Source organism: Actinoplanes sp. NPDC019969 (assembly GCF_055562375.1).
Map to the genome: position 1 here is coordinate 284,992 of NZ_JBVHFK010000010.1, position 15,094 is coordinate 300,085.

The following is a 15,094-nucleotide window of genomic DNA, read 5'->3' on the forward strand; positions in this document are numbered from 1 at the left end:
TTTGCGGGGGTGTCCGATGATGCGATCGAAGGTTGTAGTACCCGGCCGGGTGTGACCCGGCCCCGAGTCCCACGCAGTGGGTCCCGCTCTGGCGGTGACTCCTCGTGCTGATCACCATCGGTGTTCTGGTGATCGTGCTGCTGACCGCGGCGACCGGCTATTTCGTGGCGCAGGAGTTCGCCTACGTGGCCGTCGACCGGGAGAAGCTGCGCACGATGGCCGACGACGGCGACCCGGCGGCGCAACGCGCGCTGCGGGTGACGCAGCGGCTGTCGTTCGTGTTGTCCGGCGCCCAGGTCGGCATCACCGTCACCGCCCTGCTCGCCGGTTACGTCGCCGAGCCGTTCCTGGGCCGCGGCACCGCCGAGCTGCTCGGCCTGACCGGCCTGCCCGCGACGCTGAGCACCTCGATCTCGATGGTGTTCGCGCTGCTGTTCGCCACCGTGGTGCAGATGGTGCTCGGTGAGCTGGCGCCGAAGAACCTGGCCATCGCCAAGCCCGAAGCCCTGGCCCGGGCGCTGTCCCGGTCCACCCTGATCTACCTGACCGTGGTCGGCCCGCTGATCCGGGTCTTCGACGCCACCGCCAACCGGCTGCTGCGCGCGATCGGCATCGAGCCGATCGAGGAGCTGCCGCAGGGCGCCACCACCGAGGACCTCGACCGGATCATCGCCACCGCCGGCAGCGAGGGCGGCCTCGACGCGCGCGCGGCCCGGCTGCTCGACCACGGCCTGGACTTCCGGGGGCGGACGGCGGCCGAGGCGATGCGCCCCCGCGTGGACGTCACCACGATCGGCGCGGCCGAACCGGCGTCCCGGGTCGTCGCGCTGCTCGACACCGGCCACTCCCGGTTCCCGGTGATCGGCGCCGGTGTCGACGACGTGATCGGTGTGGTCTCCATCGCCGACGTGGTCACCCTCGACCCGGCGGCCCGGGCCACCACCGCGGTCCGCGAGCTGGCGACGGCGCCGGTCGCGCTGCCGGACTCGATGCGGCTGCCCGAGGTCCTCGACGCGCTGAAACGCGAGCACCGGCAGATGGCGGTCGTCGTCGACGAGTACGGCGGCTTCGCCGGGATCATCACCCTCGAGGACGTCGCCGAGGAACTGGTCGGTGAGATCCACGACGAGGACGACCTGCCCGAACCGGCCATCGAAGCCGCCGGCGACGGCGCCTGGCTGATCCCGGGCCGGGCCCGCGTCGACGAGATCGCCGACGCCACCGGGGTGCGGCTGCCCGACGACGACATGTACGACACCGTGTCCGGCCTGATCCTGGCCCGCCTCGGCCACCTGCCCGCCGTCCACGAACGGGTCGAGGTGCCGCTGCCACCGGTGGTCGACGCCGACGGGCAGCCGGTGCCGCAGGGAGTGGCCCGGCTGACGGTCGTCGCCGTCCGCCGGCTCGTACCCGACCGGGTCGCCCTCACCGTCGTCCACGACCGTGCCGGAAGCCGGGTGACCGCATGAGCACCACCTGGTCGCTGATCGTCTCCGTGATCCTGCTGGCGCTGAACGGGTTCTTCGTCGCCGCGGAGTTCGCGCTGGTCGCCGCGAAACGGCACCGGCTGGAGACCGCCGCCGCCGACGGCTCCCGCGGCGCCCGTGCCGCGCTGGCCGGCACCCGGCAGCTGTCGATGATGCTGGCCGGCGCCCAGCTCGGCATCACCCTGTGCACCCTCGGGCTCGGCGCGCTGGCCAAACCGACCGTCGCGCACCTGCTCGAACCGGTGTTCACCACGATCGGGCTGCCCGGCGACGCCGCGTACGTGGTGGCGTTCGTCCTGGCCGTCGCCCTGGTCGGATTCCTGCACGTGGTGGTGGGGGAGATGGCGCCCAAGTCGTGGGCGATCAGCCACCCGGAGAACTCGTCACAGCTCCTGGCGATCCCGTTCGTCGGGTTCATCGCCGTGTTCCGGCCGGTTCTGGTCGCGCTCAACGGGCTGGCCAACGCCTGCCTGCGGCTGATCAAGGTGACCCCGCAGGACGAGCTGGCGCAGGTGCACAACGCCGACCAGCTGCGCATGCTCCTGGAGACGTCGAAGGAGCACGGCACCATCGAGGACGCCGACCACGAGCTGCTGTCGGCGATGCTGCAGGTGCAGTCGATGACCGTACGGCACGTGATGGTCCCGACCGCGGACATCCTGGACGTGCCCGCCGACGCCGGCGCCCGCGCTGTGGAGGTGCGCAGCACCGAGACCGGCCGCTCCCGGCTGCCCGTCACCGACCGCACCGGGACGATCGTCGGCGTCGTGCACGTCCGGGACGCCGCCAAGGCCGTCAGCGCGGGGCGGACCACGACCGCACGGGACCTGATGACCGCGGCGCTGCCGTTGCCGGCCGGCACCAGCGTCCTGGACGCGATCGCGGCGATGCGGCACCGGCGCAGCCATCTCGCCCTGGTCTCCGACGACGGCGCCGTGGCCGGCCTGGTCACCCTGGAGGACCTGCTCGAGCAGGTGATCGGCCAGTTCGACGACGAGACCGACCCGGTGGTCGACGCGGCCCGCCGGGCCGGCCGGATCGCGGCGGGCGGGCCACGCCGCGCCCGATGACCCCGCCGTCCGCTGTCCGGCGGTCCGCAGGGTCTCGGTGACGAGCCGGGCGACGTGGGCGCCGGCCAGGGAGTACACCTGCCGGCGTCCCGGGCGGGCCACGACGGGGTGGTGAGCGATGCATACGCCATCGGGTTCGACGCGCTGATCAGTCCGTCGCGGTCCGGTGTGCCCGGCAGAGCAGGATCGCGGCGTAGCCGTGCGAACCGTGCTGGGCCGTCGGGACGACCCTGATCCCCTCCGGCGGCACGTCGAAGCCGGGCCGGAGGGCCGCTCGGAGGTCGTGTTCGTCGATGTCGGCGCCGGGGAAGGTCTTGCCGCCGACCGTGTAGCCACGGCACCGGCGCAGCGCCGCGGTGAGGAAGAGGCCGCCCGGCTGAACCAGGCCGGTGATGTGGCGCATGAACAGGTTCCATGTGGCGCGGTCGCTGGTCGCCGAGTCCGCGCAGTAGGCACTGACCACCGTCGGGTAGTCCCGGGTCACCGGGCGGGGATGGTGGGCGTCCACCCGTACGAGGGAGGTGATCTTCGCCCTGGTCAGGTTTTCGCGTGCGGTCACCTCGTCGTCGGTCGGGCAGCCGACGCCCTCGCACTGCAGGGTGTAGCGGACGAACGGCCGCCAGTCGTGAGCGCCCGGCGCGCGGTCGATCCACCGTTGGATCTCGGCCAGGTTCGCGGGCAGATAGTCGCCCAGATGGATCTCCGAGGCCGTCTCGGCGCAGGCGAACACGTGGTGGAGGGTGGGACCGGTCCCGAAGTACAGGATCGGCTGATCGCGTTCGGCGTGACGCATCGCGCCGACGAGGAACGCGATCGTGGCGATCTCGTCCGGTTCGACGGTGCGGTAGTAGTCGGCGAGGTACTCGGCCGGCACCCAGTCCGTGTCGAACGACGCGTGCCCGCGGTCCCGGCCCAGGACGGTCCGGGTGAGACGGGCGAGCGCGGCTTCGTAGCACGCGGCGCCGAGGTTCGCGCCGCCGAGGAAGACCAGGGCCTCGTCGGTGGTGATCGAGCCGAACGCGGCGGCGGCGCCGAACGCGGCCGCGTAGTACGGCGCCTCCTTGACGATCTCGGTGCCGGTGTACGCCACGGCGGCGGCCAGGCGAGCGGCGCGCTCACCGGCCCGCCGGCGCCGGGTGACGTCGTACGCCAGCTTGGACAGCACATTCGTGCTCGTCCCCGTCGTCGCCAGCAGGGATCCGTTCATCCGCACGCCGGCGCGCAGCCCGAACACCCAGACCGTGTAACTCACCAGGAGGAACGCCACCACCGGCCGATGGCCGAGGTCGGCGAGCAGCCCGGAAGCGACCAGGCCGGCTCCGGCGGCCGCCGCGCAGGCGTCCAGCGCGTAGGTGGACGCCGCGGTGGCCGCCAGACTGGCGGTCCAGGCCGCGAGCGGCGACATCGCCGAACGCCGGGCGGTGCTCACCGGCGCGACGGGGGATCGGACCATGGGCCCCTCCGGGTGGTGATGCGCTGAGTGCTCAGAGTGGGCCGTGAGGGTGCCTGTTCGCCACGTCAGATCGTGGTCAATCGCTGTTCACATCCGGGCCGGGGTGTGGAGTTGGGGCGGGCATAGCGCGCCAACTCCACACGCTCTCGGGGTCAGGTGTCGAGGCCCAGCTCGTTGAGGACGCGGGTCACCCGGCTGTCCTGCTGGTGCAGGAAGGCGCCGAACTCCGCGCCCGGCAGGTAGGCGTCGGTCCACCGGAAACCGGCCATCGCCTGTTGCCAGCCGGGCGATCCGCGCAGCCGGTACACCGTCGTCTCGAGGGCCCGCAGGTGCGCCTCGCCGAGGCCGGGTGGCGCCACCAGGCCACGCCAGTTGGCGAACACGACATCGAGGCCGGCCTCGCGCAGGGTCGGCGCGTCGACGCCGGCGGGCCGGTCGCCGCCGGTCGTCGCGAGGACCCGCAGCTGGCCGGAGTCGATCTGGCCGGCGAACTCGCCGAGGCTGGACACCGCGACCGCCACCCGGCCGGCGAGGACGGCGGCCAGCAGGGCGCCGCCGCCGTCGTGTTCGGTGTAGCGGACCGAGCGCGGGGTGATGCCGGCGGCTTTCGCGACGAGCATGGTGGCGAGGTGGTCCGGTCCGCCGGGCGCGGAACCGCCGCCGACGGCGACCGCCGCCGGGTCGCGCCGCCAGGCCCGCAGGAAGCCGTCGAAGGTGCGCAGCGGCGCGTCGTGAGTGACGACCAGGACCTCCGGCTCCTCGATCAGCCGGGCGACCGGGCTGACGTCGGCGAGCGTCACGGTGATCGGGGTGGTGTGCTGGGCGCCGATCAGGCCGAGGCCCATCAGCATCATCAGGTTGCCGTTGCCCCGCTCGTACACCAGCCGCCGCAGGCCGACCATGCCGCCCGCCCCGGCCAGGTTGAACACCTCGACGCCGCGGCGGATGGCGTCGAGGTCCAGGACGGTGGCGACGGTACGGGCGGTGATGTCGTACCCGCTGCCCGGGGTGTTGGGCACCATCAGCCGCAGCTCCGGATCGGGCCCGGCCGCGCAACCGCCGGCCAGCGCGGCGGCCAGCGGAGCGGTGAGCAGGGTACGACGGCGCACCGGGCCACGATAGCGCCGCCGCCCGTGCCGGATCGGGCGGTAACCTACGGCCGACGAGGCAAGGAGGAACAGGTGCGCTGGCAGTTCTCCCTCGCCCGGCAGTTCCTCGTGCTGCAGCTCGGCATCGTGCTGGTGGTGGTGTGCGCGGTGGCCGCGGTGTCGCTGGCCGAGGCGGATGCCGCGTTCCGCCGGGAGCAGGGGGCGAAACTGCGGTCGAGTGCGGAGAACCTGTCCGCCACCGACGCCATCCGGGACGGGATGCGGTCCCCGGTCCGGTACGACTCCCTGGCCGCCGGGGCGGAGACCGCCCGCAGTGTCTCCGGCGCGTCGGTCGTCGAACTCGTCGATGCGCGGGGGATCCTGCTGACCGGTCCGCTGCGGGGCCGCGCGGCGGACCTCGGCGACAGCGGCGGGCCGACCGGCCGGGCCTGGCTGGGCGTGGTGGAGCACGGCGGCCGGTCGCTGGTGGCGCACGCGCCGGTGCTCGACCCGGGCGACGGGCGGGTGCTCGGCCTGGTCGTGGTCGGCAAGGCGTACCCGTCGTTCCCGGAGTCGCTGAGCAGCGCCGCCGCCGACCTGCTGACCTATCTGCTGCTGGGGTCGGCGCTGGGGGTGGCCGGGTCGACGCTGCTGTCGCGGCGGATCAAACGGCAGACCCTGGGCCTGGAGCCGGCCGAGATCGCCGGGCTGGTCGAGCACCGGGAGGCGATGCTGCACGGCATCAAGGAAGGGCTGATCGGCCTGGACCCGGCCGGCCGGGTGACGCTCGTCAACGACGAGGCCCGCCGGCTCCTCGGGCTGTCCGGTGACGTGACCGGCGTGCCGTTGCGCTCGCTCGGGGTGCCGCCGGAGCTGCTGACCCTGCTGACCGCCGACTCCGAGGACCCCGACCATGTGCTGGTGCACGATTCCCGGATCCTGGTGCTCAACCGGATGCCGGTGGTCGTCCGCGGCACCCCGGCCGGGTCGGTGACCACGCTGCGCGACCGGACCGAGCTGACCTCGCTGGAACACGAGCTGGACCTGAGCCGGCACACCACCAACACGCTGCGGGCGCAGGCGCACGAGTTCACCAACCGGCTGCACACGATCTCCGGGCTGGTGCAGCTCGGCGAGTACGACGAGGCGGTCAACTTCATCATCACGGCCGGCGAGATGCACAATGCCCTCAATCGTGAGGTCCAGTCGCGGATCGCGGATCCGGCGCTCGCCGCGCTGATCATCGCGAAGGCGAGTGTCGCCTCCGAACAGCATGTCGAGTTGCGGATCGCCGAGGAGACGATGATGCCGCGCCCGGTCGAGGAACGTCTGGCCGCCGACCTGGTCACGGTCACCGGCAACCTGATCGACAACGCCGTCGACGCGGTGCAGGCCGGTGGCTGGGTCAGCGTGCGCATCCGCGACCTCGGGCACGAGATCGAGGTGACGGTGGCCGACTCCGGCACCGGGGTGGCCGGTGAGCACGCCGAGAAGGTGTTCACCAGCGGATTCACCACCAAGGCCGGTGACGGGCACCGAGGGCTGGGGCTGGCGTTGATCAGCCGGGTGTGCGCCGCCCGCGGTGGCGGCATCACGGTGGCCGGGTCGGCGTTCACCGCGCGGCTGCCGGTGCCGTCGGGGCGTCCGTCGTGACGCGGGTGCTGGTGGTCGACGACGACTTCATGGTGGCCCGCATCCACCAGGGTTTCGTGCAGAAGGTGCCCGGCTTCACCGTGGCCGGCGCGGTGCACAGCGGCACCGCGGCGCTGGAGGCGGTCGAGCGGCTGCAGCCGGATCTCGTGCTGCTCGACATCTACCTGCCCGACATCACCGGTCTCGAGGTGCTGCGCCGGCTACGCCGGGCGGGGCGTGCCGTCGACGTCATCGCGATCACCGCGGCCAAGGACGCCGAGACGGTCCGGGCCGCCCTGCACGGCGGGGTCGCGCACTACATCATCAAACCGTTCACCTTTGACACGCTGCGGGAACGGCTGGAACGGTACGCCGAGTCGATGGCTCGGCTGGACGAGGCGCCGGAGGCGGGCCAGGCCGACGTCGACCGGTTCTTCGGAGGCGCCGGCAACGCGAACCTGCCGAAGGGTCTGGCCGGCCGGACCGTCGATCTCGTCGTCGCCGTTCTGCGCGACAGCCCGACCGACCTGTCCGCCGCCGAATGCGCCGCCCGGGCCGGCCTGTCGCGCGTCAGCACCCGCCGCTACCTGGAGCATCTGGTCCAGGCGGGCAAGGCGGAGGTGCGTTCGCGGTACGGGGGAGCCGGCCGGCCCGAGCATCGTTACCTGTGGCGTGGTTGACCTGATCAGTCCTCGTCGCTGAAGGCCAGCCGCCGCCCGTCGCCACGGCCCCGGATCCGGGCGATCAGCTTCGGCAGGTGCGGGAGCCCGAGGGCGGCCACCGCGAGCAGCAGCAGGATCAGGGTCAGCGGGCGCCGTACGAAAACGGTCAGGTCGTTGTCCGCCAGCAGCAACGCCCGCCGGAACTGGACCTCCATCATCGGCCCGAGGATGACGCCGAGGATCACCGGGGCGATGGGGAACTCGAAACGCCGCATGAAGACGGCGATCACCCCGATCGCGAAGGCGATGAACACGTCCACGATGTTGCCGGAGACCGCGTACACGCCGAGCGTCGCGAACACCAGGATGCCGGTGTACAGCAGCGCCCGCGGGATCTGCAGCACCTTCACCCAGACCCGGATCATCGGCAGGTTCAGCGCGAGCAGCATGACGTTGCCGATGAACAGCGACGCGATCAGGCCCCAGATCAGGTCCGGGGACTTCTCGAACAGCTGCGGGCCGGGGGACAGGTCGAAGTAGCCGAACGCGGCCAGCATCACCGCGGCGGTCGCCGACGTCGGGATGCCGAGCGTGAGCAGCGGCACCAGCACACCGGAGAACGAGGCGTTGTTGGCGGCCTCCGGCCCGGCGACCCCTTCGATGGCGCCGCGTCCCCACTCCTCGGGGTGCTTGGAGCGGCGCTTCTCCAGGGTGTAGGAGACGAAGGTGGGGATCTCCGCGCCGCCGGACGGCAGCGCGCCGAACGGGAAACCGAGGGCGGTGCCGCGCAGCCACGGCCGCCACGAGCGGGACCAGTCGGCACGGCTGAGCCAGGCGAAACCCCTGCCGGCCGGTTCCAGTGGCGTCACCGTCCCGGGCAGGTCCCGCGGCCGGGAGGCGATGTACAGCGTCTCGCCGATGGCGAACAGCCCGACGATGATGGTGACGATGTCGACCCCGTCGAGCAGTTCCGGCACGCCGAATGTGAACCGGGCCTGCCCGGTCAGCGAGTCCAGCCCGATCAGGCCCAGGAACAGGCCGAAGGTCAAGGACATCAGGCCGCGTACGAGGGACGCGCCGACCATCGCCGTGACGGTCACCATCGCCAGCACCGCCAGGGCGAAGTAGTCCGACGCCCGGAACGAGACGGCCAGCCGCGCCATCGGGGTGGCGACGAAGGCCAGCAGGATCGTCGAGATCGTGCCGGCGACGAACGAGCCGATCGCCGCGGTGGCCAGCGCCGACCGGGCCCGGCCGGCGCGCGCCATCTGGTAACCCTCGATCGAGGTCGCCACCGACGCGGACTCGCCGGGGGTGTTGAGCAGGATCGAGGTGGTGGAGCCGCCGTACATCGCGCCCGCGTAGATGCCCGCGAACATGATCAGGGTGCCGGTGGGGTCGTCGAGTTGCAGGGCGACCGGCAGCAGCAGGGCGATGGTCAGCGCCGGGCCGATCCCCGGCAGCACCCCGACGAGGGTGCCGATGGTGACGCCGATCGCCGCGTACAGCAGGTTCACCGGGGTGAGGACGGTGCCGAAACCGGCGAGCAGATCCATGAACGAGCTCACAGCGGCAGCACTCCCGACGGCAGGACGATCCCGAGCAGCCGGGTGAAGACCAGATAGATGGCGAGCGGCAGGACCACCGCGGTGACCAGGTCCCGGACGAGCACCTCACGGATCGGGCGGTCGCCCAGCAGCCGGGCCGCGGCGAACACGAACACGGCGGTGGCCAGCACGTAGCCGAGGACGGTGAACTTGAGGACGACGGCGTACCCGATCAGCGCGGCCAGCAGCAGCACCGGCGCCCGCCAGGAGGCCGCTTCACCGGTGGCCGCCCGTTTGCGGACGGCGTCGATCAGATAACCCGTCGCGACGGCGACCCACAGGCCGGTCACCACGATCGGGGCGAGGGTGGGGCCGCCCAGCGTGACACCGCCGGCGGCCCCGGTGGAGACGGCCTGCCACAGCAGCGCCACGCCGGCCAGCAGCAGGACGACGCCGGCGGCCACCGGGCCGGAGGTGGGACGGGCCACCTCCGGCGCTTCTTGCTCGATGGTCATCGGGTTCAGCCCAGGCCGATCTCGGTGAGGACCGTCTTGATGCGGGTGCTCTCGGCGTCGAAGAACGCCTTGGCCGCGTCACCGGACTTGTAGAAGTCCTGCCACTTCTTGTCGTTGAGCTCCTGCTTCCAGGCGGCGGAGTTGTGCAGGTCGTCGACGAGCTTGAGGACCGCCGTACGCTCGCTGTCGCTGATCCCGGGCGGGGCCACCACGCCGCGCCAGTTCATCAGCTCCAGGTCGTAACCCGACTCCTTGATGCTGGGGGCCGGGGTGCCGGCGCCCGCGTCCTCGCCGGCCGCGCTCGAGACGGCGAGCGCCCGGACCGTCCCGGCCTTCACCAGGTCGGCGAACTCGCTGGTGCCGGAGACCGCCACGCTCACGTCCCCGGACAGCAGCGCGGCCTTGGTCTCGCCGCCGCCGGAGTAGGCGATGTACTGCTTGGCGACCGTCTTCGCGTCGGCGCCGGCGGCCTTGGCCAGCAGGCCGACGAGGATCTGGTCGGTGCCGCCGGCCGAGCCGCCGCCCCACTTCACCGCGGCCGGGTTCGCCTTGATGTCGTCGGCGAGCTGCTTGAGCGTCGTGTACTTGGAATCCTTGCGGACCACCACGACCTCCGACTCGGCGGTGAGCGTCGCGATCGGCGTCGTCCTGCTGAGGTCGACCGGCGACTTGTTGGTGACCACCCCGCCGACCATGACCAGGCCGGTCACCATCAACTGGTGCGCGTCCTTCTGGTGGCTGGTGACCAGCTCGGCCAGGCCGATCGTGCCGGCCGCGCCGGTGACGTTGCGGACCTCCGCGGACTGGCCCTTGAGCAGCCCGGCGTCCTGCATCGTCTTCTGCATCGACCGGGCGGTGGTGTCCCAGCCGCCGCCGGCCCCGGCAGGCGCCATGATCTGCAGGGTCTTGGCCGGGTACGCGGCGTCCGCGCCGGTGGGGGAGCCCCCGACGGACTGGTTGGCGCAGCCGGTGGCCAGCAGCAGGACGGCCGGCACAGCGGCCGCGAGGCTCTTGTTGAACATGAAGGTTGTGCTCCTGTCACCAGGTGAAGTCGAAGGTGTTACGCACCCTGCCGCACCCAGTGACCCGGGTCACTATTGTGAAGCCTGCGAGCATATTGGTCTTTTTGGTCGCGCCGTCGGGCCCGGCTGTCGGGTTGGCGTCGCGGGGGCGCGTCCGGACGGCCCGCCCGGCGAGGATGGCCGCATGCTGGAGATCCGGCTCTTCGGCACGTTCGAGCTGCGTGCCGACGGCGAGCCCGTCGTGCTCACCTCCGCGCGGGCCCAGTCGTTGCTGGCGTACCTGGCGCTGCGCCGCGACGAGCCGCAGCGCCGCGACCGGGTGGCCGGCCTGCTGTGGCCCGAGTCGACCGAGGCGCAGGCCCGGACGAACCTGCGGGCCGGGCTGCCCCGGTGGCGGCGCGTATAGAAGCGTCGAGCGCGGGGTCTGATTCAAGGATCTCGGCCCTGCGGGCTCGCCCCGCATCGCCCCGAACGTGGGCTCGACGGGAAGGCTCTTGCAACAGATCCGCCTCGGTGTGCGGCATCCCGGGATGCCGGATCGCCGTGACCGCCAGAGCGCGGAACTCGGGGAGGCGGTCAGCGCGTAGGTGACCGCGTGCCCCCTGAAGTAGCGGCGTACACCGCGGCGGAAGGGTTCTGCTGTTCGGCGGGGAGGGGTTTGCCGTACCACCAGCCCTGTCCGAAATCGCAGCCGTTGGCGCGCAGCCAGTCGCGCTGGACGGCGGTCTCCACGCCCTCGGCGACGACCCGGTGACCCAGCGCGTGCGACATCGCGAGCACCGCCCGGACGATCGGCTCGTTCGGGCCGCCGTCGCCGGCGCCGGCCACGAACGCGCGGTCGATCTTGACGATGGCCACCGGGAGGCGCTGCAGGTAGCTGAGCGAGGAGTAGCCGGTGCCGAAGTCGTCGATGCACAGGGTGACGCCGAGTTCCTCGAGTTCGTGGAGGGTCCGCAGGCAGGTCTCGGGGTCCTCCATGAACCCGGATTCGGTGATCTCCAGCCACAGGCCTTCGGGCGGCAGCGCGGTACGGGCCAGCACGTCCCGGACCTGCCCGGCCAGGCCGGGTTCGCGCAGCTGGCGGACGGCCAGGTTGACCGAGACATGCAGCGGCGTGCCCGGTGGCAGTTCCGCCCGCCAGGCCGCGGTCTGTGCGGCGGCCTCCGCCAGCAGCCACGCCCCGGCCGCCACGATCATTCCGGTGTCCTCGGCGACCGGGATGAACTCCATCGGTGACACCGCGCCCAGCTCCGGATGCGTCCAGCGCATCAGCGCCTCGAAGCCGTGCACCTCACCGGTCGCCAGGTGCACGAGCGGCTGGTAGTGCACGGCGAGCTGCCCGTGTTCGAGCGCGCCCCGGAACGCGCGCTCGATGGTGAACCGGCGCTGGACGCGCTCGCGCAGTAGGGAGTCGAAGACGTCGTAGCGGTTGCGGCCGGACTCCTTCGCGCGGTACATCGCCGTGTCCGCGTCCCGGAACAGCTCCACGGCGCCGCCGCGCCCCGACGCGTGCGCGATGCCGATCGAGGCGGTCACCACGGCGGACCCCACCGAGAGATCGAGGGGTACGGTCACCGCCGCCAGCAGGCGCACGGCCAGGTTCTCGGCCACCGGCTCGTCCGCGGGCGCCGTCACCGCGACGGCGAACTCGTCACCACCGACCCGGCAGACCAGGTCCTCCGCCCGGACCGCCGCGGTGATCCGCTCCGCCACCCCGCGCAGCAGCTCGTCGCCGACCCCGTGCCCCCAGTGGTCGTTGATCAGCTTGAACCGGTCCAGGTCCAGCAGCAGCAGGCTGATCCGCTGGTCACCGGCGGTCCAGCCGTCGACGGTGGTGGTCAGCACGTCCCGGTTCGGCAGGCCGGTCAGCGGATCGTGCTCGGCACGCCAGCGGGCCTGCTGCTCGGCGTGCGCCCGGGAGTCGTTCGCCTGCACCACCCGTAACACGACGACGGCTATCAGAGCCAGTGAGAGCGTGGCCCGTACCACCGCAAAGGTCTTCTCCGCCGGAGGCGCCGTCAGGCTCAGGAACGTCGGCACGCACAGCGCGGCGGAGATCGCGGCGATCCGGCGCTTGTGCAGGAACCGCGAGCGGGCCCGGACCGGCTCGGTCAGCACGCCGACCGTGGGATGCAGCATGCAGGCCGCGATCGCCGCGTCCGCGACCAGCATCACCCCGCCGACCAGGTTCAGCGTGATCCCGCCCGGCCCGGTGGCGAACCAGCCCCGGGTCGCCAGCAGCATGTCGGCGGTGAGAACGGCCAGGCCACCGGTCACGAAGAACCACGCCGCCGGGGTGCGGGCCCGGCCCAGCAGCAGCATCGGCATCGCGCTGGTCAGCAGCAGCGCGGCGATCAGCGGCAGAACCGCCGTGACCAGGTTGAGCAGCCGCGGGTCGTCACCGGCGAACCACGGCTCGATCCACAGCGACCACACCACCAGCGACGCGCCGACCCCGACGAGCAGCGTGTCCACCCGGGCGGGCCGGTCGTCGGCCGCCCGCGTGCGCCGGACCAGGTCGACGACGCCGCCGGCCAGCAGCACGTACGTGGGCAGCAGCAACACCCCCGGGATCACCGTGAGCACGGTATGGGTCAGGCCCTCGGCGAGATGGGCCAGCAGCTGGACGGCCTGTGCGGCCATCGAGAGGATCTGGGCCGTCAGGATCAGCAGCCACGGGCGGCGGTGCCCGGCGGGGACGTTGCGGCGTACCCCGGCGATGCCCGCGGCCACGCAGACGGCGACGCCGGCGACGTAGCCGATGCCGGTGGCGGGCCACGTCATGAAGGCGACGAACAGGGCGGCCGGCACCACGGCGACCAGGAGAAGCCAGGAGCAGCTCGACAGCCGTACCGGCACGGCGTCACCCCCGCCCACGTCCCGCCGCCTGTCCCGATTCTCGGGGACCTCGCCCCCGCCTGTTCGCGATTCGGCTACTCCGCCCGGCCGGGATCGCCGCCGGCGCGCAGGTGGGTCAGGGAGCGGGTCAGCCACTCGGCCATCAGGGCGCGTTCGGCGCCGGTCAGCGCCGGCAGGTCGGCCAGCACGGTTCCGAAGGTCACCGCCACGGCGGCGACGTCGGAGTCCGGGGTGGCGGGGGCGGTGGTCAGGACGGCGGCGGCCACGGCGTCGAACATGGCGTCGGGCAGGCCGGGGTCGCGGTCGGCGGGAGCGAGGCCGAGGAGCGCCAGGACGGTCCCGGAGCCGCCGGCGTGGATCATGGCGACGGCGCGGTCCTCGTCGACGCGGAGGCGGCCGGCGGCCGCGACCCGGCGTACGCGGGCCCGGAGCACCTCGATGCCGGCCCGGGTGGCGGCGGAGCGCCGGGCTCGGTCGGGGCTGTTGAGCAGCGCGTACAGCCCGGGGTTGGCCAGGCCGAAATCGATGTGGGTCCGCCAGGCGGCACGCAGGTCCGTGACCGGGTCGGCGCTCTCGTCCGCCGCCGTCGCCGACTTCTCGGCGACGTAGGTGGCCATGACGTGCTCCGCCACCGCGTCGATCAGGCCGTCCTTGTCGCCGAACTGCCGGTAGATGGTGGGCGCCTGCACGCCGGCGGCCTGCGAGACGGCGCGCGTGGTGACGCCGGCGATGCCGTGCTCCCGCAACAGGCGCGTGGCCGCCTCGACGATCCTGACCCGGCTGCTGTGGTCGAGCGCCGTCTCGTTCGGGGAGGTCATGTAGCGATGCTAACAGCCTATTGTTATCGGCGGTGTTATCGGTGATAACGTTTCGCCGGTATCCACGGAAACAAGGAGTTGTCATGATCGTCATCACCGGTGCCACCGGGCAGCTCGGTTCCCGCGTCGTCGAGCGTCTGCTCGAGCGGGTGCCCGCCGCCGAGATCGGGGTCAGCGTCCGCGACGTCGGCAAGGCGGCACACCTCGCCGAGCGCGGGGTGCGGGTCCGGGCCGGGGACTTCACCGACCCCGCCGGTCTGGCACACGCTTTCGAGGGCGCCGACCGGCTCCTCGTCATCTCGGCGGCCATCCGCGGCGACGGAGCGTTCGCGGCGAACAAGGCCGCCCTCGACGCCGCCCGCGCGGCCGGGGTGAAGCGCGTGTTCTACACCAGCCACCAGGCCGCGTCGTCGTCCTCGCTGTTCACGCCGCAGCACACCCATGCCCGGACCGAGGACTGCCTGGCCGGGCTCGGCGTGCCCTTCACCGCGCTGCGCAACGGTTTCTACACGAGCACGCTCGGCCACTACCTCGGCGCCGCGCTCGAGTCCGGCCGGCTGGCGCTGCCCGAGGACGGGCCGTTCTCCTGGACCACGCACGACGACCTGGCCGAAGTGGCGGCGATCGCCCTGACCGGCGACGTCCTCGACGGGGTCACCCCGCCGCTGACCGCGCCCGGCCTGCTCGACTTCGCTGCCGTGGCCGCCGCCCTCAGCGACCTGACCGGCCGCCCGATCACCCGCGTGGTCGTGCCCGACGAGGAGTGGAGGAGCGCTGCCGTGGCCGGTGGCATGCCCGAGGCCGCGGCCGAGTTCACCCTCGGCATGTTCCGGGCCGCGCGCCGGGGCGAGTTCGCGGTCACCGATCCGACGCTGGAGAAGGTGCTCGGGCGCCCGGCGCGCTCAGTGCGCGACGAACTCGCCGCGATCCATTGACTCGCT

At 72.5% G+C, this 15,094-nt stretch carries 13 protein-coding genes; 6 read left to right on the forward strand and 7 right to left on the reverse strand.

Annotated features, from left to right (window positions below; translation table 11 throughout):
* Positions 1–104: 104 nt before the first annotated feature.
* Entirely contained in the window at positions 105–1,469 is a 1,365-nt protein-coding gene (locus tag ACZ3II_RS29040; protein WP_465521116.1) for a hemolysin family protein, read from the forward strand.
* Positions 1,466–2,557, forward strand: coding sequence for a hemolysin family protein (locus tag ACZ3II_RS29045; RefSeq protein WP_465521118.1), 1,092 nt, complete (start codon positions 1,466–1,468; stop codon positions 2,555–2,557). Before ACZ3II_RS29040 ends, ACZ3II_RS29045 begins: the two co-directional genes overlap by 4 nt.
* 148 nt (positions 2,558–2,705) lie before the next feature.
* Here ACZ3II_RS29045 and gntF read toward each other — a convergent pair whose 3' ends face one another.
* Together gntF and ACZ3II_RS29055 are read right to left on the reverse strand one after the other, a co-directional pair.
* The gene (gntF, locus tag ACZ3II_RS29050; RefSeq protein WP_465521120.1) at positions 2,706–4,010 is read right to left on the reverse strand and encodes a guanitoxin biosynthesis pre-guanitoxin forming N-methyltransferase GntF; all 1,305 of its coding nucleotides are present in this window, start codon (positions 4,008–4,010) and stop codon (positions 2,706–2,708) included.
* A gap of 152 nt (positions 4,011–4,162) precedes the next feature.
* A complete protein-coding gene (locus ACZ3II_RS29055) occupies positions 4,163–5,119 on the reverse strand; it encodes a Bug family tripartite tricarboxylate transporter substrate binding protein (protein WP_465521122.1) in 957 nt (318 codons plus the stop codon).
* Between the two features lie 72 nt (positions 5,120–5,191).
* Here ACZ3II_RS29055 and ACZ3II_RS29060 point away from each other — a divergent pair, with 72 nt between their 5' ends.
* Both ACZ3II_RS29060 and ACZ3II_RS29065 read left to right on the forward strand, forming a co-directional pair.
* Entirely contained in the window at positions 5,192–6,751 is a 1,560-nt protein-coding gene (locus ACZ3II_RS29060) for a sensor histidine kinase (protein WP_465521124.1), read from the forward strand.
* Entirely contained in the window at positions 6,748–7,410 is a 663-nt protein-coding gene (locus ACZ3II_RS29065) for a response regulator (protein ID WP_465521126.1), read from the forward strand. Before ACZ3II_RS29060 ends, ACZ3II_RS29065 begins: the two co-directional genes overlap by 4 nt.
* Positions 7,411–7,415: 5 nt before the next feature.
* Here ACZ3II_RS29065 and ACZ3II_RS29070 read toward each other — a convergent pair whose 3' ends face one another.
* The 3 genes from ACZ3II_RS29070 to ACZ3II_RS29080 are packed head-to-tail and all read right to left on the reverse strand — an operon-like array spanning position 7,416 to position 10,476.
* On the reverse strand, positions 7,416–8,960 hold the full coding sequence (locus ACZ3II_RS29070; RefSeq protein ID WP_465521128.1) for a tripartite tricarboxylate transporter permease: 1,545 nt from the start codon (positions 8,958–8,960) through the stop codon (positions 7,416–7,418).
* Complete coding sequence (locus ACZ3II_RS29075; RefSeq protein ID WP_465521130.1) at positions 8,957–9,454, reverse strand: tripartite tricarboxylate transporter TctB family protein; 498 nt, start codon at positions 9,452–9,454, stop codon at positions 8,957–8,959. Before ACZ3II_RS29075 ends, ACZ3II_RS29070 begins: the two co-directional genes overlap by 4 nt.
* Positions 9,455–9,459: 5 nt before the next feature.
* Positions 9,460–10,476, reverse strand: a complete 1,017-nt coding sequence (locus ACZ3II_RS29080) for a Bug family tripartite tricarboxylate transporter substrate binding protein (RefSeq protein ID WP_465521132.1) — start codon at positions 10,474–10,476, stop codon at positions 9,460–9,462.
* 184 nt (positions 10,477–10,660) lie between these two features.
* Here ACZ3II_RS29080 and ACZ3II_RS29085 point away from each other — a divergent pair, with 184 nt between their 5' ends.
* Complete coding sequence (locus ACZ3II_RS29085; protein WP_465521134.1) at positions 10,661–10,882, forward strand: AfsR/SARP family transcriptional regulator; 222 nt, start codon at positions 10,661–10,663, stop codon at positions 10,880–10,882.
* A gap of 170 nt (positions 10,883–11,052) precedes the next feature.
* Here ACZ3II_RS29085 and ACZ3II_RS29090 read toward each other — a convergent pair whose 3' ends face one another.
* Together ACZ3II_RS29090 and ACZ3II_RS29095 are read right to left on the reverse strand one after the other, a co-directional pair.
* The gene (locus ACZ3II_RS29090; protein WP_465521136.1) at positions 11,053–13,335 is read right to left on the reverse strand and encodes a putative bifunctional diguanylate cyclase/phosphodiesterase; all 2,283 of its coding nucleotides are present in this window, start codon (positions 13,333–13,335) and stop codon (positions 11,053–11,055) included.
* Between the two features lie 74 nt (positions 13,336–13,409).
* A complete protein-coding gene (locus ACZ3II_RS29095; RefSeq protein ID WP_465521138.1) occupies positions 13,410–14,153 on the reverse strand; it encodes a TetR/AcrR family transcriptional regulator in 744 nt (247 codons plus the stop codon).
* An 83-nt stretch (positions 14,154–14,236) separates the two neighbouring features.
* On the opposite strand from ACZ3II_RS29095, the gene ACZ3II_RS29100 reads away from it, so the two are divergent.
* Positions 14,237–15,088: an NmrA family NAD(P)-binding protein gene (locus tag ACZ3II_RS29100; RefSeq protein ID WP_465521140.1), complete on the forward strand. Its 852-nt coding sequence runs from the start codon at positions 14,237–14,239 to the stop codon at positions 15,086–15,088.
* Positions 15,089–15,094: the final 6 nt, after the last annotated feature.

Bases quoted from the DNA above. Each gene is read 5' to 3' on its own strand.
- ACZ3II_RS29045 (WP_465521118.1), top strand. From the start codon at position 1,466: ATGAGCACCACCTGGTCGCTGATCGTCTCCGTGATCCTGCTGGCGCTG.
- gntF (WP_465521120.1), bottom strand. From the start codon at position 4,010: ATGGTCCGATCCCCCGTCGCGCCGGTGAGCACCGCCCGGCGTTCGGCG.
- ACZ3II_RS29075 (WP_465521130.1), bottom strand. From the start codon at position 9,454: ATGACCATCGAGCAAGAAGCGCCGGAGGTGGCCCGTCCCACCTCCGGC.
- ACZ3II_RS29080 (WP_465521132.1), bottom strand. From the start codon at position 10,476: ATGTTCAACAAGAGCCTCGCGGCCGCTGTGCCGGCCGTCCTGCTGCTG.
- ACZ3II_RS29085 (WP_465521134.1), top strand. From the start codon at position 10,661: ATGCTGGAGATCCGGCTCTTCGGCACGTTCGAGCTGCGTGCCGACGGC.
- ACZ3II_RS29095 (WP_465521138.1), bottom strand. From the start codon at position 14,153: ATGACCTCCCCGAACGAGACGGCGCTCGACCACAGCAGCCGGGTCAGG.
- ACZ3II_RS29100 (WP_465521140.1), top strand. From the start codon at position 14,237: ATGATCGTCATCACCGGTGCCACCGGGCAGCTCGGTTCCCGCGTCGTC.